This is a genomic window from Lysinibacillus sp. S1 (genome assembly GCF_044986265.1).
Lineage (GTDB): Bacteria > Bacillota > Bacilli > Bacillales_A > Planococcaceae > Lysinibacillus > Lysinibacillus capsici.
The window spans coordinates 3,504,516-3,522,859 of sequence record NZ_CP173154.1 but is presented as its reverse complement, the minus strand read 5'-3'; the positions used below and the strand labels follow the sequence as shown (position 1 = coordinate 3,522,859).

The 18,344-nt window shown below is 37.6% G+C and carries 20 protein-coding genes; 9 read left to right on the top strand and 11 right to left on the bottom strand.

Features of this window, described 5'->3' with window-relative positions; genetic code table 11:
• Positions 1-128: 128 nt before the first annotated feature.
• Positions 129-1,031, top strand: coding sequence for a cation diffusion facilitator family transporter (locus ACHZEU_RS17570; RefSeq protein ID WP_279496141.1), 903 nt, complete (start codon positions 129-131; stop codon positions 1,029-1,031).
• A gap of 17 nt (positions 1,032-1,048) precedes the next feature.
• Here the strand turns inward: ACHZEU_RS17570 and ACHZEU_RS17565 are convergent, their stop codons facing one another.
• Together ACHZEU_RS17565 and ACHZEU_RS17560 are read right to left on the bottom strand one after the other, a co-directional pair.
• Positions 1,049-1,786, bottom strand: coding sequence for an effector binding domain-containing protein (locus ACHZEU_RS17565; protein ID WP_048391797.1), 738 nt, complete (start codon positions 1,784-1,786; stop codon positions 1,049-1,051).
• Between the two features lie 65 nt (positions 1,787-1,851).
• Positions 1,852-2,778: a YafY family protein gene (locus ACHZEU_RS17560; protein WP_279496144.1), complete on the bottom strand. Its 927-nt coding sequence runs from the start codon at positions 2,776-2,778 to the stop codon at positions 1,852-1,854.
• A 555-nt stretch (positions 2,779-3,333) separates the two neighbouring features.
• Between ACHZEU_RS17560 and ACHZEU_RS17555 the strand changes: the two genes are divergently transcribed.
• The gene (locus tag ACHZEU_RS17555) at positions 3,334-4,455 is read left to right on the top strand and encodes a response regulator (protein WP_103118812.1); all 1,122 of its coding nucleotides are present in this window, start codon (positions 3,334-3,336) and stop codon (positions 4,453-4,455) included.
• 48 nt (positions 4,456-4,503) lie between these two features.
• Here ACHZEU_RS17555 and ACHZEU_RS17550 read toward each other — a convergent pair whose 3' ends face one another.
• Both ACHZEU_RS17550 and ACHZEU_RS17545 read right to left on the bottom strand, forming a co-directional pair.
• On the bottom strand, positions 4,504-5,151 hold the full coding sequence (locus ACHZEU_RS17550) for a response regulator transcription factor (protein ID WP_054548661.1): 648 nt from the start codon (positions 5,149-5,151) through the stop codon (positions 4,504-4,506).
• A 12-nt stretch (positions 5,152-5,163) separates the two neighbouring features.
• Complete coding sequence (locus ACHZEU_RS17545; RefSeq protein WP_054548662.1) at positions 5,164-6,279, bottom strand: GAF domain-containing sensor histidine kinase; 1,116 nt, start codon at positions 6,277-6,279, stop codon at positions 5,164-5,166.
• Positions 6,280-6,467: 188 nt separating this feature from the next.
• On the opposite strand from ACHZEU_RS17545, the gene ACHZEU_RS17540 reads away from it, so the two are divergent.
• Together ACHZEU_RS17540 and ACHZEU_RS17535 are read left to right on the top strand one after the other, a co-directional pair.
• Positions 6,468-6,893: a disulfide oxidoreductase gene (locus ACHZEU_RS17540; protein ID WP_048391807.1), complete on the top strand. Its 426-nt coding sequence runs from the start codon at positions 6,468-6,470 to the stop codon at positions 6,891-6,893.
• Between the two features lie 54 nt (positions 6,894-6,947).
• Positions 6,948-7,787, top strand: coding sequence for an RluA family pseudouridine synthase (locus ACHZEU_RS17535; protein ID WP_054548663.1), 840 nt, complete (start codon positions 6,948-6,950; stop codon positions 7,785-7,787).
• 42 nt (positions 7,788-7,829) lie between these two features.
• Here ACHZEU_RS17535 and ACHZEU_RS17530 read toward each other — a convergent pair whose 3' ends face one another.
• Together ACHZEU_RS17530 and ACHZEU_RS17525 are read right to left on the bottom strand one after the other, a co-directional pair.
• Positions 7,830-8,660, bottom strand: coding sequence for an aldo/keto reductase (locus tag ACHZEU_RS17530; protein WP_279496148.1), 831 nt, complete (start codon positions 8,658-8,660; stop codon positions 7,830-7,832).
• Between the two features lie 79 nt (positions 8,661-8,739).
• Positions 8,740-8,910, bottom strand: a complete 171-nt coding sequence (locus ACHZEU_RS17525) for a hypothetical protein (protein ID WP_004230831.1) — start codon at positions 8,908-8,910, stop codon at positions 8,740-8,742.
• A 391-nt stretch (positions 8,911-9,301) separates the two neighbouring features.
• Here ACHZEU_RS17525 and ACHZEU_RS17520 point away from each other — a divergent pair, with 391 nt between their 5' ends.
• The gene (locus tag ACHZEU_RS17520; protein ID WP_054548665.1) at positions 9,302-10,147 is read left to right on the top strand and encodes a VOC family protein; all 846 of its coding nucleotides are present in this window, start codon (positions 9,302-9,304) and stop codon (positions 10,145-10,147) included.
• A 37-nt stretch (positions 10,148-10,184) separates the two neighbouring features.
• Here the strand turns inward: ACHZEU_RS17520 and trmL are convergent, their stop codons facing one another.
• Together trmL and queG are read right to left on the bottom strand one after the other, a co-directional pair.
• The gene (trmL, locus tag ACHZEU_RS17515; protein ID WP_004230835.1) at positions 10,185-10,658 is read right to left on the bottom strand and encodes a tRNA (uridine(34)/cytosine(34)/5-carboxymethylaminomethyluridine(34)-2'-O)-methyltransferase TrmL; all 474 of its coding nucleotides are present in this window, start codon (positions 10,656-10,658) and stop codon (positions 10,185-10,187) included.
• Positions 10,659-10,842: 184 nt separating this feature from the next.
• Positions 10,843-11,973 carry a tRNA epoxyqueuosine(34) reductase QueG gene (gene queG, locus ACHZEU_RS17510; protein ID WP_103118816.1) on the bottom strand — a complete coding sequence of 377 codons (1,131 nt, stop codon included), beginning with the start codon at positions 11,971-11,973 and terminating at the stop codon, positions 10,843-10,845.
• 59 nt (positions 11,974-12,032) lie between these two features.
• Between queG and ACHZEU_RS17505 the strand changes: the two genes are divergently transcribed.
• From ACHZEU_RS17505 to ACHZEU_RS17495, 3 genes are all read left to right on the top strand, one after another.
• Positions 12,033-12,722: a B3/4 domain-containing protein gene (locus tag ACHZEU_RS17505; RefSeq protein ID WP_048391818.1), complete on the top strand. Its 690-nt coding sequence runs from the start codon at positions 12,033-12,035 to the stop codon at positions 12,720-12,722.
• A 15-nt stretch (positions 12,723-12,737) separates the two neighbouring features.
• Positions 12,738-13,247, top strand: a complete 510-nt coding sequence (locus ACHZEU_RS17500) for a hypothetical protein (RefSeq protein ID WP_048391820.1) — start codon at positions 12,738-12,740, stop codon at positions 13,245-13,247.
• 297 nt (positions 13,248-13,544) lie between these two features.
• Complete coding sequence (locus tag ACHZEU_RS17495) at positions 13,545-15,131, top strand: catalase (RefSeq protein ID WP_259949891.1); 1,587 nt, start codon at positions 13,545-13,547, stop codon at positions 15,129-15,131.
• 43 nt (positions 15,132-15,174) lie between these two features.
• On the opposite strand, the gene ACHZEU_RS17490 is transcribed toward ACHZEU_RS17495, so the two are convergent.
• Both ACHZEU_RS17490 and ACHZEU_RS17485 read right to left on the bottom strand, forming a co-directional pair.
• Entirely contained in the window at positions 15,175-15,576 is a 402-nt protein-coding gene (locus tag ACHZEU_RS17490) for a cytidine deaminase (protein ID WP_048391850.1), read from the bottom strand.
• 14 nt (positions 15,577-15,590) lie between these two features.
• Positions 15,591-16,496, bottom strand: coding sequence for an LD-carboxypeptidase (locus ACHZEU_RS17485; RefSeq protein ID WP_054548667.1), 906 nt, complete (start codon positions 16,494-16,496; stop codon positions 15,591-15,593).
• A 121-nt stretch (positions 16,497-16,617) separates the two neighbouring features.
• On the opposite strand from ACHZEU_RS17485, the gene ACHZEU_RS17480 reads away from it, so the two are divergent.
• Positions 16,618-17,517, top strand: coding sequence for a DMT family transporter (locus ACHZEU_RS17480; RefSeq protein WP_103118818.1), 900 nt, complete (start codon positions 16,618-16,620; stop codon positions 17,515-17,517).
• Between the two features lie 20 nt (positions 17,518-17,537).
• Here ACHZEU_RS17480 and nagB read toward each other — a convergent pair whose 3' ends face one another.
• Positions 17,538-18,251, bottom strand: coding sequence for a glucosamine-6-phosphate deaminase (gene nagB / locus ACHZEU_RS17475; protein ID WP_279496157.1), 714 nt, complete (start codon positions 18,249-18,251; stop codon positions 17,538-17,540).
• Between the last annotated feature and the right edge of the window lie 93 nt (positions 18,252-18,344).

The window sequence follows — 18,344 nt, the reverse complement described above, 5'->3', positions numbered from 1 at the left end:
ATAAATATGGTCTTTTCTTCACACCTTATATAGGTGGGAGCAACGACCGTAATAAATAGATGAAACGACTCCCTTTTTAAAAGGGGGTCGTTTTCTAATGTCCGAAAGTTTTGCGAGGAGGAAACAAAATGGAGCTCTATACAAATTTACGTCAAGGGGAAAAAGGTGCATGGCTATCCATCGGTACATATCTAATCCTAAGCTCTGCTAAGCTTACAATAGGCTACATTGGTACATCTGAGGCCCTAAAAGCAGATGGTTTAAATAACACAACTGATATCATTGCTTCCATCGCGGTACTGGTTGGTTTACGCATTGCCCAAAGACCACCTGATTCCAACCACCAATACGGACATTTACGAGCTGAGACTGTTGCCTCTTTAGTCGCATCGTTCATTATGCTTGTTGTCGGTCTCCAAGTATTAGTTAGTTCCCTAAAAAGCTTGTGGGAGCCCACTGGTACAACACCTTCACTGTTAACAGCCTATGTAGCAATAGGTAGTGCAGTTGTCATGTATGTGGTTTACCGCTATAATTTAGCACTATCTAAAAAAATAAAAAGTGCCGCTGTTAAAGCTGCTGCCTTTGACAATCGCTCTGATGCACTTGTCAGCATCGGTACAGCCATTGGTATTTTTGGAGCCATTTTCGGCTTTCCGATCATTGATTCACTTACAGCTCTCATTGTTGCCTTTTTAATTATTAAAACAGCAGTAGAAATTTTTTGGGAAGCTGTTCAAAGTCTTACAGATGCATTTGATATTGATGAAGTTGAAACGTTATCGGTCTTAATCCGTAACGTGGACGGGGTAATGGAGCTTTTAGACTTTAAAGGACGTGCCCATGGCAATATGTATTTCATTGACGTAACTGTCACAGTAGATCCTTATTTAAATGTCTTTGAAAGTCATCGCATAACTGAAGAAATCGAACATACCATTATGCGTGAAAATCGCTTTTGTCAGGTTCTTGTGCATATTGAGCCACATATCATTCCTCCACAAAACGAAGAAAAGTCTCCTACCAATTGATTGGTAGGAGACTTTTCTTATTTAATAGCTATATAAATATCCACTTGTGATTCATGTGGATTAGCGCATCGTTCATCATACAGTTCAAAGTCGCCTGTATACGTTCGTTCAATTTTAGAATTTGCAAACCAAGCCCAAATCTCTTGCCAAGTTTGAATGACAACTTCAGGCATCATGCCTTTATCAGATGTAAAAACTAGATACTTAGCTGCTGGAATCTTTTTTACTACTAAATTAGCTTGAATGTCATCATTATTTACTTCTACACCTAGTGTAAGAGTATAATTACCATTCACATCCGTCTCATAGTCTGAATACAAACCATAGACATGACCATTTTTTCGCTCGGCTATTTGGTCCGTAATATTTTGCTGATAAAAGTGATCCCATAATTGCGGAATTTTAGCTTGCTCTGTTATTTCATTGGCATTACTTGTTTGAGTTGAAATACCCACGATGTTAAATGAGTTTAATTCAACTACTTTTGGTTCTCGCCACTCACATTTTCTCCATCGCTTTAAATTTGGCAAAAAGGAAGTCAGCATATTACGTGCTTCATTTTCTGGCATACCACCTTCCATAAGATGCGGTACACAAATTTCAATCATTTCGTCTACTGTTAACTGGGGTTGTTTAAACTCGCCCCCCTCGTAACAATATGTACAATAATCCTGACTTTTTTCCCCTTCTTTTTCAGTACCCAATAATGCCTCTTCTACTAAAGGCATACCGCAGCTTTGACAATAGCTTTGCATCGTCATTCCACCTTTCGCTTTATTTGTACTTACTATAGCAAAGGAAACCTGACAACTGTCTGTCATCAATTATTTAGATTTTTATATAATTGAACAATTTCTAAAGCTCGTTTTTGAATAATATCTCTTATATAAAGTGGTTCCATAATTTTAATGCGATGCCCAAAGCTTAACAAGAAACCATAAAGCCATTCATCTTCGGGTATAGATATATAAATCATGGATTGTTCATGGTCTATATGTTCTGCACCAAAGGATTCCTCCACTAATGTTGTAATGTCTTTATCAAAAGAAATGACTAAATCGACTACGTTTTGTGGTCGATGCCATTCTTTACCCCAAGGGAGTTCACTTAAATTCACTTCCTTATGCTCAAAGGTAGAATCAGCTTGAAGCAAATGTTTCATTCGCGCAAGCTTAAATAAACGAAAGTCCTTTCTTAATGTACAATAGCCATACAAATACCATATCTTCCCTTTTTGAACAATTGTATGTGGTTCGACTATTCGGCTTGTTTGTTCACCATAAGTAGTAGAATAATGAAAGCTTATGCAACGATTATTCTCTATAGCTGTCTTGAGCGTCGTAATAAGCTCTTTAAAGAGAGCGTTTGGTCCCCATGGACTAAGATCAACAAATAGATGGTCCATCGATTGTTTTACATGATCATCAGCAATACTCGTTATTTTCTCGAGCACGGCTTCAGCGTGGGAATCTTCATAGGTAGTCAAAGCACTTTTAATCGCAATAGAAAGTGACGTGAGCTCATCCTTCGTCAACACTTGCCTATCAACACGATAACCATCGATTAAACTAATGCCACCATTTACACCTTGCTGACTAATAACAGGTACACCAGCACAGCTCAATGTTTCAATATCTCGATAAATGGTACGAATCGAAACATTAAATAACTCTGCTAATTCCTGTGCCTTAACCTTTTTACGGTTGATTAATATCATCGTCATGGTTAGAAGTCTTTCTAATTTCATGGTAAAATCTCCTTTCTTGCCATCCCATTTTTCCTATATATACTTCTATTTTAATTAATAACCTATCTTTTTAAGTATTTTTTAAGTACTTTTTGAGTATTTTTTAAGACAAATGTACTATAATAACGCCTAATTATTGTTACAACAATTATACTATTTTAACAATAAAAGAAAAAACAAGGCTTATGCCCATATGCAACTTTCATTAACAATACTATGTTGTTTCATTTTTGTATAAGAATAGTTTGATTTTAACGCCTAAGCAATTATTTCAATTCTCTTAACACAAACTAAAAAACTTTTTTCTTCTATATAATGAACGGCGAAATTTTCTTTGAATGGATTTGACGCGATGTGATAAACACATCGGGATTCATTGACTCTCACCCGTGAAAGAACTACACCATAAATTGCTTTTTTCTGGCATCAAATTTTTAATAGAAAAGTTGAGTGATTTTCACTTTTCTTGCCCTTCACTATATATAGGAAGCCTTTTCACCCAAAATGAACTAGAGTTTAATGTTTTTAATTTAATTGTATAAAGGAGAGTTTGATGTGATTCGAGCCGTTTTAATAGACAATGAACCGTTAGCTTTACACTATTTTCAAAATAAACTACATGCCTTTCAACAAATACAGGTGATGCAAACCTTTACAAGCGTAGAAGTATTTCTGAATGAACTACCAACTATGGAATTTGAGGCTATCTTTTTAGAAGTAAAACTTCAGGAATTATCAGGACTTGAAGTTGCTGATATTATCAAAACGGAACGCCCACAAGTCAGTGTAATTTTCATTACCGCCTATCATGAATTTGCATTACAAGCCTATGAAATTGGCAGTCTCGACTATGTATTAAAGCCTATCAGTCATGCCCGTTTAGAAAAAACTGTAGCCCGTATTGAGCATGAATTTTCCATTCAGCAAATGCTTCAACAGGCTACACAAACTGTCTTAAATGTACAATGCTTCGATCAATTTGCCGTCTATAGTAACAATAGTTTAGTGGCATTTAAAACAGAAAAGACAAAAGAATTGTTTGCTTATTTTATTTTGCATCCAAATATACCGATTCATCGAGATTATTTAATTGAAATTCTATGGCCAGATTTAGATTATGTACGAGCCAAATCAAATCTTCATACAGCTCTATCTTATTTAAGGAAAACTCTAAATACAATTGGCTACGAAAACTGTATTGTCTTTTCAAATAAATACTATATCTTCGAAAAGCCAAATATCGTATGTGATTTATACGATTTTCAAAAACTTCATGAGGATTTTTCAAGACTTGAATTTCCTTCTATTTCTTTGATTAATCAATGTCTTTCTATTTATAAGAATGGCTTATTTGTTTTTGATGATTATGAATGGTCAACTGCCTATAAAGATAAATTAATGAAATCATACATAGAGCTATTAGAAAAAGGGTTTCAAACAACGGTCTTTTCAGATACTGAAAGAGCTATGGAATTTTTACATGCATTAATAGAGTATGATCCCTATAATGAACAAAAACTTGAGCACTATTTATATACGTTAATACAGGCAGGGCTTCATGAACAGGCACTCAAAATTTTCCAAACATATACGCAAAGACTAGAGGAAGATTTAGCACTAACACCTAGCTCTACATTATTAGAGATATCTAAAAAATTATTTGTTCAACATAAATAATGTAAAAAACGGCGAGTGCTTCTAAGTGAGTAGAAGCTCGCCGTTTATTTATATCCCACTACCTTCAGTTAGCCCGTGCTTAACAGCATACAGTGCTGCCTGTGTACGGTCTTGTACCTGTAGCTTTGTAAAAATATTCGAAATATGGGTTTTCACCGTCTTTTCTGTGACAAATAGTGAGGATGCAATTTCCCGATTACTCTTTCCTTTTGTAAGCTCTGCTAGCACATCCTGCTCACGAGGTGTCAGCGGATTTAATAAATGGGGTGCATTCTGAGACTCCTGGCGATCCATTTCAAGCGTTGACGTTGCTTCAGGATGTAGAGTGTTTTCACCACGCATAATACGACGAATGGATAAGACCAATTCATCTGGCTCAATATCTTTTAACTGATAGCCTGCCGCTCCTGCCTCCATTGCTGGAACCACATGATCTCGATCAGAAAAGCTAGTAAGCATTAAAATTTCTATTTGTGGAAACTTCGCTTTGATGCGTTTAGTCGCCTGGATGCCATCCATTTCAGGCATGACTAAATCCATTAAGATAATATCTGGTTGAATGCTTTCTGCTAATGCAACAGCTTCGTGCCCATTTTTGGCCTCTCCAACAACCTCAATATCCTTTTGTGTCTTTAAGAAAAACAGTAGTCCTCTACGCACCACGTGATGATCGTCTGCAATTAATACACGTATCATGTCCTCTCCCCCTTAATATGGCAAGCGGATTAGCAGCTCCGTACCTTTGCCAATTTCACTTACCCAGTCGGCAGTTCCACCAACTGATTTTGCACGATCCTTGATAGATTGTAAGCCCATTGAAAGCAACTTTGTATTGTTGTCAATGACAAAGCCCCGTCCCTCATCACGAATAACCAACAAAATATCTGTTGACGTAACAGTAATATACAATGCTGCCTCTAATACACCTGCATGGCGACGTACATTATTTAACGCCTCTTGGGCTACGCGAAATAATGTTTCTTCAATACGTGAGGGAAATTGCAATACGCCTGAAACCGTAACATGTAGTTTTAAGCCAAGCATTTCAGCGTATACTTTCATGGCCTCAAGTAAACCATTTTCCAATCCTTTAGGTCGCAATTGCCAAATTAACGCACGCATCTCTGTAAGTGCATCTTGTGTTAAATGCTGAATCTCTTTAAATGTTTCTTTCACTTCGCAATCATCCGTCATTTCAATGCCAGCCCTAGCTGTTAACGTAACCGAGAATAGTAGTTGATTAACTGAATCGTGTAAATCACGAGCTAGGCGATTACGTTCCTTCACAAGCGCCATTTCCTGCTCCTGCTTTGTCAGTAAAATTCGCTTAATAGCTGAACCCATCTGAAAGGCAACTGATTCTAATAAAGCAAGCTCCTCCTCTGAAAAGCGTACTGTATCCTTAGATGCAACATTTAATACGCCAAAACGTTCTTGTCCAGATTGAAGAGGTACTGTCGCATGATGCGTGATTCCTTCATGATCCCCAACATTTGCAGCTATGGCACTTTCAATACGCTGACACTCGATAATATTGGAGGCTTTTTTTAGCTCTTCATTACGATAACGCGATACACACCAACAACCGCCCTTTTTTAAATAATGGCAATTGTTATATTCCAATGCCTCTGGTAGATTTTCATGGACAACTAGTTCTGAACGCCCCTTTGCATCAATAAAAAAAATCCAGCCTGTTTCAAAATTGGTGCCATTTAAAAATTTGATGAGCGCACCTTTTAGCATTGTGACAATTTCAGTTTCTTCATTTAATAGTTCAGCAATCTCTTTTAAAATACTGATATTGGAATGCTCATTCTCCCTCACGAAAACACCTCTTCTTTAGCATTACTATTGTTAATGATACCATTAAGCTATTGAAAGCGTCTGCTTCCACCGTTCATACTTTAGACTGAAATTCATCACATACCTTATTTTGTGTAAGTTGATTTACATATAAAACTAGAACCACTATAATCGAACAAGGACATGGTTTTATGAAGGGAAGATTGAATATGTCTAAAAAAGAAGAAAATGGCTTATTATTTATTTGGATTGTTTCTGCTATAGCAACACTAGGTTCGTTATATTTTTCTGAGATTCGTCATTATGAACCTTGTAAATTATGTTGGATTCAACGTATTTTTATGTACCCAATTGTTATAATGACGACAGTAGCATTTATACAAAAAAATGCACGTATTGCTGTCACAACAGCTGTATTTTCTGTGGTTGGCGGCTGTATTTCACTTTACCATTACGGAATTCAAAAGCTTAGCTTTTTAGCTGAAAATGCCCCCTCCTGTGGCGCAGTTTCTTGTACAGGACAATATATTAATTGGTTAGGCTTTATTACTATTCCGTTTTTAGCATTAACTGCATTTATTTTAATCGCAGGGGCAAGCTTTTATTTAATCAAAGCTTCTAAAGCTGCAAAATAATCGAAAGACCGTGTTCTACCTTTGGAATACGGTTTTTTCTACGGAGGAAGATCTATGTTTCATTATGAAATTGCTGAAGATAACTTAAGTGTGGAAGAATTGCTACGTAATCATTGGCGACTCGGTAAAAAACTCGTTCATGAATTGCGTATGGCCAAAGCCATCACATTGGTAAATGATGAGCTGATTCAATGGAATACACCATTACAAACTGGAACAATAATCAAATTTACGTTTCCTGTTCCAACTTCTAGCTACAAACCAACACCTGTATGTGCTATTGATGTAGTCTATGAGGATGACCATTGTTTAATCGTATCAAAGCCAAAAGGTATGGCAACACATCCTAATGATGCTCGTGATACACATACATGTATGAACCATGTCATGGCACATATCAAAGAACAGGGTGGCATTTATGCTGAACATGTTCATCGTCTTGATAAAGGGACACAGGGCTTATTACTAGTAGCAAAGCACCCTTTAGCAAAGTCCATTTTCGATCGAATGATTGAGGAAAAAACCATTATTCGTACGTATGCAGCAGAGGTGCAAGGTAACTTACGAACGTCTTCTGGAACGATTGCTGAACCAATTGGCAAAGACAGACACCATGCCACAAGACGTGTTGTGTCCAAAACTGGACAGCATGCTGTAACACACTATGAAGTGGTGGCGCGTTACAAAAATTCCTGTGTCGTTCATCTCATACTTGAGACTGGGCGAACACATCAGATCCGTGTGCATTTAGCCTATATTGGCCATCCAATTATTGGGGATACAATGTATGGTGCACGAGAAACAGTAAGTGATGACTACGAACTACATGCCATTCAATTAGAATTTGACCATCCTTTTTTAAATAAACGTATTATCGTCAAGGACGAGCAATAAGAAAAATCCCGCCTCTATAGGAGTGCGGGATTTATTCTTTTTTTAAAAATCAAATTTAAAATGATCAGGATCTTGTCCAAATCGTTGGTTACGATTTAATGTTGCCATTTTCTCCATTTGATCTTGGGTTAATTCAAAATCAAAAATCTGTGCGTTTTCCTCAATTCGGCTCGGTGTTACGGATTTGGGAATAACGAGTGTATCATTTTGTAAATGCCAACGCAGTACTACCTGAGCAGGGGTTTTATCGATTTCTTTCCCAATCTCCATAATGGTAGGATCAGCAAGTACACCACCACGTCCTAGTGGAGACCATGCAGTAACAGCAATTTGGTGTTCACTACAAAATGCGCTTAATGACTGCTGTTGTAAATATGGATGTACCTCCACTTGATTAACCATCGGTGCAGTATTTGCCTTAGCCAATATTTTTTCCAAATGATGCTCATGATGATTCGATACACCTGTTGAGCGAATTAATTTTTCATCGTAAAGGCGCTCAATAGCTCGATATGTTTCTTCAAATGTTTCAGGGACAGCCCAATGTGTTAAATATAAATCTAGGTAATCCATATTTAAATTCTTTAGCGAAACCTCAAAAGCACGTAATGTTGCATCATATCCTTGGTCATTATTCCATACTTTTGTTGTAACAAAAATATCTTCACGACGAATGCCTGAATGACGAATAGCTTCTCCTACTTCTACCTCATTCCCATATAAGGATGCTGTATCAATAGCTCGATAACCGTATTGAAGTGCTTTATCAATAGCCTGTAATGTTTCCTCACGTTCTGTCATTTTGTAAACACCTAAGCCAAAACGAGGCATTTCTACACCATTTGATAATGTTTTCGTTGATTGTAAATTCAAAAAGCACAACCCCTTTCTTATCCTCGTTCCATTATACAAAAAATTGGATTTAAGAAAAATAAAGCGGCTGGTTTATATACTACTTTTTCTTCTGTTCAACATCTTCCAATTGAATTGGATCAGCGATTCGCTCATCCTCCGCAAGCTCTAGACCATCACGTAAATGCTCCATCTGCTTGCCCAAATCTTTTAATTCTTTCATATCTCTCACCATTGTCCCATTTTCAATATTTGGCACCTTTTTTTCCATACTAATCACCTCACTTTTAGTTTTCCCGATATCAAGCTGTTTGAACCATTTCTGACATATTTTATTCTGCTATGTCGTTTCATTTTTAAAGTAGATAGGCTATACTAAAAAGAGATTTCTTTATAACATGAGGAGGGTTACTTCCATGAAATTATTATTAATCATTGGTGTAACAGTTGCTTTCTTAACAGCTATTTTCACTGCTGGATACGAAGGCGACTACAAAGCTGACAAATAATATCTCAAGAAAATCACTAAGCTTTTCGAAAAGCTTAGTGATTTTCTTTTTTTGTGGAACAATAGAAATACTTGACTTTCCTTTATTTTTAAAATAAACTAACTTACATAAAGTAACTTAATGAAAAAAGATAACTATTTGGAGGTATTCAAAATGCATTTTCATGAAAAACCAAACACCTATGTAACGAATGTTGAAATAAAAGTGAGTGATTTACACCGCTCTTTAACCTTTTATCAAGAAATTATTGGCTTTAAAGTGTTACAACAAGATTCACATAAAGCTATGTTAACTGCCGATGGAGAAACAGCTCTATTAACTCTTGTTCAGCCTAAAACCGTAGAAGATAAGCTTAGCATGACGACAGGACTTTATCACTTCGCCCTATTATTACCTAGTCGACGTGACTTAGCTAATGTTATTTCTCATTTTCACGAAAAAGGTGTGTACCTTGGGGCTTCTGATCATGCTGTAAGTGAAGCACTCTATTTAAATGATCCTGATCATAATGGAATCGAGATTTATGCAGATCGTCCTGAAAGTGAATGGACATGGCATAACAATCAGGTGCATATGGTGACAGAACCACTCAATATTCGTTCTATTTTAGAAGAGGGCGATGGCAACTGGCTTGGTCTGCCTGCTGGCACAGTAATGGGCCATATTCATTTATCGGTCTCTAACTTGGCTGAAGCCGAGCAATTTTATACAAAGGGATTAGGTTATGATATTGTCACACGCTACGGGTCCCAAGCATTATTTATTTCTACAGGCCGTTACCATCATCATATCGGCTTAAATACTTGGCACTCAGAGAATGCACCAAAGCTTGGAAAAAATCAAGTTGGCTTAAAAACGTTCTCATTGCGTTTAGATAACGAAGAACAAGCGGCAACTATGAAAGATAATCTTCGTGGTATAGGTGCACCCGTTACGGAAATCGTCGGAGGGTTCCAAACAGAGGATCCTGCGGGGAATGTTGTGTTATTAAAGTTTTAATATTAAAAAGCAGTTCTCACAAGCGGAGAACTGCTTTTTAATGTAACCCTGGATATCCTTGTTGACGTAATGCCTCATAAATAACAATTGCAGCCGTATTGGACAAATTAAGTGATCGCACATGATCACTTTGTGGAATACGTAAACACATATCTCGGCGTTCATAAGCAAAGTCCTTCGGCAAACCTGTAGTTTCTTTTCCGAACATAAAATAAATATCTCGGTCTTGATCACTAAAATCATTTTTCGTAAACGGCTCATCACTGTATGTTTCGATTAAATAAACATCTCCATTTTTAGAGTACTCTATAAAATCCTCAAGTGAATCATGATAGACAATATTTACACTATGCCAATAATCTAAGCCCGCCCGTTTCAGCATTTTATCATCCGTTGAAAAACCTAGCGGACGAATTAAATGGAGCGATGTATTAGTACCCGCACAGGTACGTGCAATATTCCCCGTATTGGCTGGTATTTCTGGTTGATATAAAACGATATGCAATGGCATAACGACACACTTCCTTATTAAAAAATTCTTTAAGATGACTCTTTAAAAAGTTAACGAAGCCTTCCTCTTTTGGAGCGACTCTTCTCACAATTAGAGCGGATCCGCTCTCAATCATAGGAACTCCAAGCAATTGATTTCATCCCTACATTAAACTGTAGTTAGTCAATTGCTTCTACATCCAATACTACTTAAAAAACTGCAACCCTTTATAAATTTCACTTCGCACTTCTTCGTCCTGCTCTGTAGCTTCTGCTTCATGTAAGGCAGTTTGTGCAGTATCTCCGCCAATCTTACCCAAAGCCCATGCGGCTGTGCCTCGAATGACAGGACGGTCATCTTTATGAAGTAGAGCAATCAAATCTGGTATGGCGGCTTCCTCTTTAAAATGAGCAAGTGCCAAGATGGCATTACGCTGGATAGGCTTTTTTCCACGCCATGAGCCTGAAACATGACCAAATCTCCCCTTAAACTCTCGATTAGTAATCGTTAAAAGCGGTGTCAATAATGGTTTGGCTAGCTCTGGATCTGGTATAAATTCTTCATGTATCCAATTAATTTTCCCTTTATTTTTAGGACATACTGTCTGGCATGTATCACAGCCATAGAGTCGATTACCGATATGACTACGAAACTCATCTGGTAATGTACCCTTCGTTTGAGTCAGAAAAGCAATACAACGCTGTGCATCCAATTGTCCACCTTGAATTAAGGCTCCCGTTGGACAAACATCCAAGCACAGTCGACAATCTCCGCATTCATCCTCCATTGGCTTATCTGGCGCAAATGGAATATTTGTAATGAGCTCTCCTAAATACACATAGGAACCAAATTCAGGCGTTATAATCGAGCAATTTTTTCCGCTCCACCCAATGCCTGCACGTTCAGCTACCGCCCGATCTACAAGGGCTCCTGTATCAACCATTGATTCAATACGTACACCTTTGACATGTTCCTCAAGCCAAGTGGATAATAGCTTTAAACGCTCACGTAATGCTGTATGATAATCGACACCCCATGAAGCACGGCAGAAAATTCCACGTCGCGCACCCCTTTTACCAATTGGTGCATTTTGCATACGTGAAGGGTAAGCCACAGCTATCGCTACAATACTCTCTGCTTCATCTAGTAATTGAAGGGGTTCTGTACGTTTTTGAATATCACTTTCTTCAAATCCAGACTGATAGCCAAGCTCCTGCTGGCGACGCAATCTGTTTTTTAATTCTGTAAAGGGAGCTGCTGTTGTAAAACCTATTTTATCAACACCAATGGACATCGCATATGCCACAAAATCACGTTGCAGGTCGTGTATGTTCATTTTATTTCCAACTCCTTACATGGTACAATATTAGAAATAGATAAAGTAGGTGATGTTCATTGGAAATTTCCATTAACCCAACTCTATTAACACAACATCCCGAGCTAAAAATCGGCATTATTCATTATACCAAAATTGTTGTAGCAGAATCCCCTCAAATGATTAAAGGGCGTATGCAATTGTATCAGGAAAATCTTTTTCTTGAAATGCAGGAACTTCCTGTAACACAGCGTGAGGGGATCGCAGAATGGCGACAAATTTGGAAAAAGCTTGGTGCTGATCCAAACCGCTATCGTCACTCAGCAGAAAGCCTTATGCGTCGAATTAGTAAGCAGAACTATTTAACGCCAATTCATTCAGGTGTTGATTTAAATAATTTCTTTTCACTTCAATATGAAATGCCAATTGGGCTATATGATGTTGCTCAAATCAAAGGGTTTGTAACAATTGATCTTGGTCATGACGAGATTGGTTATGAAGGTTTGAATGGGCGCTTTAACACATTAGAAAATATTCTGTATAGTCGTGATGAGGTAGGAGCATTTGGCTCACCTTTTGTTGATTCTAAACGCACAGCTGTCACAGAGGAAACAACTGATGCGTTACATATTTTTTATTTCCGCCCTTCCTTAACAAATGATGCAGCGAATGAACTGCTAGCGTCAGCTGGGAAAATGTTTAATCAAATTCATGGAGGACATTATCAAATCGCAATTATATCAAATGATGTACCCTCTATAACACTATAAAAAGGACGTGTTTTCGTGATTAATCTTGCAGAAGCTGTTAAACTAAAAAGTATTTTAGGAAAGAAAACTCAAGAGCTAGTAAACGAACTACATCGCAGTGCCTTTGTAACAGTTGAAAAGGGACAAGCCCCTAAAACAAGTAATCGAGCACTCCCCCTTATTGAAGCTGACTTAGCCCAAGTTCGTCTAGATACTCGTACATTAGACCGCCTCGTTTACGAAGCAAACATCCAAAACACGGTAGACTTTAAAGGTCAAAAGCTAGCACTAGTAGAGGCCATCGAACTAGCAACACAACTTCGTGCCGAGGCTGATATGTGTAAAGATTTCAGTATGCGAGAAAAAGAGAGTGTAAGATTTGGCTATGGCGAAAATACAATGTTATATGAAATTGCTTTGTATGAGCCAGATGAATATAGAGAACGAGCTACAAAGCTTGAAAAAGATGCACATAAGCTATCTAATCTTATTAATTCAAAAAATTACAGTATTCAAATTAACTTTGACGATTCCCGTTATTTCTAGACTCGGGACGGTGAGACTCCAACCCGAGTTGGATGTGCTGTTTTCAAATCTAGCTTTTCAGCTAATTAGTTAAAAACCAATAACAAGTTACCTGTTACTGTATGACCGATGACTAATGACCAACTATAAGCAATGGCCATACTCAAAACAACTTGATTCCATTTGAAAACGCCATCCAGGGCTCTCCTACATTTATGTATGGAGAGCTTTTTTAAGTAGTTCAAAGGGATAATTTGGATGACTAGTTTGCCCCTTTCAAGGACAAAATGGAAGTATCTATAGGAAAGGGGTCATACTATGACACAGCAAGATGATGCAACACATGAGCAAGATATGACATTGACCAACAGACAGGGACATCCAATTACCAACAATCAAAATTTGCGAACAGTCGGTAATCGAGGTCCTGCAACATTGGAAAATTATGATTTTCTAGAAAAAATGAGTCATTTTGACAGAGAGCGAGTTCCAGAACGGGTTGTGCATGCTCGTGGAGCTGGAGCACATGGGTATTTTGAAACCTATGGTGTTGTTGGCAATGAACCTATCTCTAAGTATACACGTGCAAAAGTCTTTCAGGATAAAGGGAAAAAAACACCTGTCTTTGTGCGTTTTTCAACTGTTATACATGGTGGTCACTCCCCAGAAACATTGCGTGATCCCCGCGGTTTTGCAGTAAAGTTTTATACAGAGGATGGCAATTGGGATTTAGTGGGCAATAATTTAAAGATCTTCTTTATTCGTGATGCGCTCAAATTTCCAGATATGATTCATGCTTTTAAGCCTGATCCCATTACTAATATTCAAAACGTTGAACGTTTTTTTGATTTTTGTGCTAGCTCACCAGAAACCTTCCATATGGTAACATTCGTTTACTCTCCTTGGGGGATTCCAGCAAATTATCGTATGATGCAGGGCTCTGGGGTTAATACGTACAAGTGGGTGAATAGTGAAGGCAAGGCAGTCCTTGTCAAATATCATTGGGAACCGCTACAAGGTATTAAAAATTTAACACAAAAAGAAGCAGAGGAAATCCAACAGAAAAATTTCAATCATGCTACACAAGATTTATATGATGCTATCGAACGTGGAGACTTCCCCGAATGGGAGCTACATGTTCAAATTATGGAGGATGGTTCACACCCTGAGCTTGATTTTGATCCATTGGATGATACAAAGCTTTGGCCAAACGATCAATTTCCATGGTATCCAGTTGGCAAAATGGTGTTAAACAAAAACCCTGAAGACTATTTTGCTGAGGTGGAACAGGCTACTTTCGGGACAGGGGTGCTTGTTGATGGCTTAGACTTCTCTGATGATAAAATGTTGCAAGGTCGTACTTTCTCTTATTCTGATACACAACGCCATCGTGTAGGCGCCAACTACTTACAGCTTCCAATTAATGCACCAAAAAAACGTGTAGCGACCAATCAACATGGTGGACAAATGATGTATAAGCGTGATTTGGCACCTGGACAAAATCCACATATTAATTATGAGCCATCCATGCTGAATGGATTAAAGGAAGCAACACAAGCTGGTAAAGAATATACACCATACATTGAAGGGAACCTTGTTCGTGAATCGATTGATCGTCAAAGTAATACGAAACAGGCTGGTGAAACCTATCGTAACTTTGAACAGTGGGAACGCGAAGAACTTCTTAAAAATTTAATACGTGATCTATCGGTCTGTCATGAGGATATTCAAAATGCCATGATTGCTTTGGCACAAGAAGCCGACGAAGAATATGGTCGCTTACTCAAGGAAGGTTTGCACAACGCTAAAAAAGATTCCTCTGCATCAAAACCACTTGGCAATATCAATGGTGATCAAGCACCTCAAGATGCCATGAATAAAGGACACGATGCTGAGCCTTATTAACGAAGCTAAAAAAGACATTACATTTTTTGTAATGTCTTTTACTTTATTGTTCATATGCCTTATACCAATGATAAGGTTGAATTTCCTTTAATGATTTAAATACCAATTCTCCATCTGCATTCGTAATCGCTGCCTTTACATTTTCTCCCCAATAAAAAAGTCTTTCCTGACAGACTCCACAGGGTGTCAGCACTACAAATTTAGATGTTTCATCTTCCCTAGCAACACAAATCGAATGCGTTACTTTTGTATTCAATTTATGTGCCTCTAAAATAGCACCTGTTTCCATACATAATTCAGTAGCAGCATTCATTACCTCGGGTGCGACACTTGTTAAAATTTGCCCATCCGCGGTATATAAGGCTGCAGCTCCTCCCCATCCAGTGGGATATCTTTTTTCTGCTAGTGCAACCGCAGCTTCATACAGTACTTTTTCAATATCCATATTTCCTCTCCCTATCATACATGCACACCTGGTAATATTTTCAACACCTTTTCCTGTGCGTCTAAAATTGCCTCTGTTCCTAATGGAATGGCTATATTCGTTGTTTCATGTCCGAACTTAAAACCTGCCACGACTGGTATTCCTAAATCTGTAAAATACTCCTTCATTAACGAATGAAGTGCTTCTTCATCAGATCCTGTCTGTGTAAATGAACCAATGACGACTCCTGCTAATTGCTCAAATTTCCTTGCTTGTTTTAAATGCTGAAGCATTGAGTCAATAACTGGAATTGTTTCATTTACATCCTCTATTAATAAAATCCTACCTTCAGTTCTTACTTCAAATTTGGTACCTAGTGTGCTGACAAGACGATAAAGATTTCCTCCGATCATTTCACCACGTGTGATGCCCCCAGCAATCGTTGTTAGCGGAGAAATTGCCTCTGTATACTGAATTTCCATAGGGGAAAATAGCTGTAAAAACATTTTTTTTGATAAATCATCCATCTTATTAGCTGACATCAGCATTGGCCCATGAAATGTCACCATATTGGCATACTCATTAATCGCACAATGTAAATATGTAACATCAGAAAAGCCCCAGAAAATCTTAGGATTTTCTTCTATTAAAGCATAATCAATTTTATCAGCAATTCTGGCAGAGCCATAGCCTCCCTTTACACAAAAGATTGCTTTCACTTCTGGGTTTTTTACCATCTCATGAAAATCAGCTAGTCTGATTTCATCACTTCCTGCCAAATATTCATGTTTTGCATGAATCGTATCACCCACAATATAGCGAAGACCCAATTCGTCCAAAAAAGCTACTGCTTCTCCTAGTTTTTCAGGCTCTACAAGACTTGAAAGTGCAACAACACCGACTAAATCTCCCTTTTGTAAACATGGTACGGTACTTTTCACAGTTATTCCTCCTCTTGTTGTCCTTATTTTAGCATAGCAAAACTTCAGAGGCATTGATTATTGCTATACTGACTGCCTATAATTAACTTTACTATTCAATTAATAAAGGGGTTAAAGCATCTTGAAAATTCCACCATATATATTATTAGTACTCGCAACTCTTTTATGGGGTGGTAATTTTGTTATTGGACGTGCCGTTAGTGAAGATATTCCTCCCCTAACACTTGCCTTTTTACGCTGGTGCGTCGCATTTATTATCTTTTTTCCCATTGCATTTCACCAATTAAAACGTGAATGGCGGTTACTGAAAAGACATTGGTTTATTGTCATCATTCTTTCATTAACAGGTGTTACAGCATTTAACACACTTGTTTACATTGGATTACATTACACAACGTCCATTAATGCATCTTTAATGAACTCTTCTACGCCCATAATGATTTACATACTTTCCTTTATTTTTTTGAAGGAAAAACTATCAAAATATCAGTTAATAGGGACCGTTCTATCACTGAGTGGAGTTGCCTTTATTATAATGGGTGGCTCTTTTACAAGGATTGTCCATTTTACTTTCAACAAAGGGGATTTAATTGTAATCGCAGCAGTATTATGTTGGAGCATATATTCATTGCTCATTAAACAATATGCAACTCGCTTACCAGGGCAGTCTACCTTTCTAGTGACGATTGGACTTGGGGCTATGATGTTATTTCCTTTTTCTCTCTATGAAACACTGTCTAGTGCAACAGCAATTCATTGGGAATGGTCAACCTTTGCTGCTATTTTATATGTTGGTATTTTTGCCTCTATCATTGCTTTTCTCTGCTGGAACAGTGGTGTTATACAGCTGGGAGCGAACAAAGCAAGTATTTATTTAAATTTCATTCCTGTTTTTGCCTCCATTTTCGCTGTTCTTTTTCTAAGTGAAAGATTGCACTCTTTTCAGCTTATAGGTGGACTAGCCGTTGTAGCAGGGGTTATTTTATCAGGAAAAATAAATAAGCAAAGACTTCAATCCTAAGAAGTCTTTGCTTATTTTTGCTAATTCGTACCACCATAAATTACTGTAACATTAGGATGGTTTAATAATTGGCTTGCTGGGAATTCTTCTGTAATATGACCACTTTTCAATTTCTCAATCGCCGCGAGCTTTTTTTCACCAAAGGCAATGAGAACGATTTCCTTTGCTTTCATTATGGAGTGGATGCCCATTGTAATGGCATGTGTTGGTACTTCAGATGGATCATCAAAATAAATAGCATTTTCTGTTCTTGTTGACTCTGTTAGCTCCACAATATTCGTCTTGGCATCAAACGATGCGCCTGGTTCATTAAAAGCAATATGTCCATTTACACCGATTCCTAGAAGCTGTAAATCAATGCCTCCTGCTTCTTCAATGCGCTTATCATATGCAGCACATTCTTCAGCTAAATTGGCTGCCTGTCCATTTGGCAAATAGACATTTTTCGGCTGTATATCCACAAAATTAAATAAATTCTCATGCATAAATGTAAAGTAGCTTGCTGGACTTGATTGCTCAATGCCAACATACTCATCCAAGTTAAAAGTTTGTACTTCCTTAAAAGATAAATGGCCAGCTTGGTGTCGTGCCACTAATTCTTTATACATGCCTACAGGTGATCCACCAGTTGCTAAACCTAAAACACTATCAGGTTTCTCTTGTATTTGTTTTGAGAAAATAGTAGCTGCCACTTCACTCATTTCCTCATATGTATTCACTTCTATCCATTTCATTCTTTATACGATACCTACCTTACCATTAATATTATTAACTAATATGTAAAATATTTCACTTTATAGTAGCTAATATATTAATCTTACTAGTTA

What these genes read in the sequence shown, in the direction of transcription:
- ACHZEU_RS17525 (WP_004230831.1), bottom strand. Translation starts at nt 8,910, where the DNA reads ATGGAAAAAAAGGTGCCAAATATTGAAAATGGGACAATGGTGAGAGAT.
- ACHZEU_RS17560 (WP_279496144.1), bottom strand. Translation starts at nt 2,778, where the DNA reads ATGAAATTAGAAAGACTTCTAACCATGACGATGATATTAATCAACCGT.
- ACHZEU_RS17565 (WP_048391797.1), bottom strand. Translation starts at nt 1,786, where the DNA reads ATGCAAAGCTATTGTCAAAGCTGCGGTATGCCTTTAGTAGAAGAGGCA.
- ACHZEU_RS17550 (WP_054548661.1), bottom strand. Translation starts at nt 5,151, where the DNA reads ATGATACGTGTATTAATTGCAGACGATCATCACGTGGTGCGTAGAGGA.
- queG (WP_103118816.1), bottom strand. Translation starts at nt 11,973, where the DNA reads ATGAACATACACGACCTGCAACGTGATTTTGTGGCATATGCGATGTCC.
- trmL (WP_004230835.1), bottom strand. Translation starts at nt 10,658, where the DNA reads ATGCCATTGCATATCGTTTTATATCAACCAGAAATACCAGCCAATACG.
- ACHZEU_RS17540 (WP_048391807.1), top strand. Translation starts at nt 6,468, where the DNA reads ATGTCTAAAAAAGAAGAAAATGGCTTATTATTTATTTGGATTGTTTCT.
- ACHZEU_RS17495 (WP_259949891.1), top strand. Translation starts at nt 13,545, where the DNA reads ATGACACAGCAAGATGATGCAACACATGAGCAAGATATGACATTGACC.
- ACHZEU_RS17535 (WP_054548663.1), top strand. Translation starts at nt 6,948, where the DNA reads ATGTTTCATTATGAAATTGCTGAAGATAACTTAAGTGTGGAAGAATTG.
- ACHZEU_RS17490 (WP_048391850.1), bottom strand. Translation starts at nt 15,576, where the DNA reads ATGGATATTGAAAAAGTACTGTATGAAGCTGCGGTTGCACTAGCAGAA.
- ACHZEU_RS17520 (WP_054548665.1), top strand. Translation starts at nt 9,302, where the DNA reads ATGCATTTTCATGAAAAACCAAACACCTATGTAACGAATGTTGAAATA.
- nagB (WP_279496157.1), bottom strand. Translation starts at nt 18,251, where the DNA reads ATGAAATGGATAGAAGTGAATACATATGAGGAAATGAGTGAAGTGGCA.
- ACHZEU_RS17570 (WP_279496141.1), top strand. Translation starts at nt 129, where the DNA reads ATGGAGCTCTATACAAATTTACGTCAAGGGGAAAAAGGTGCATGGCTA.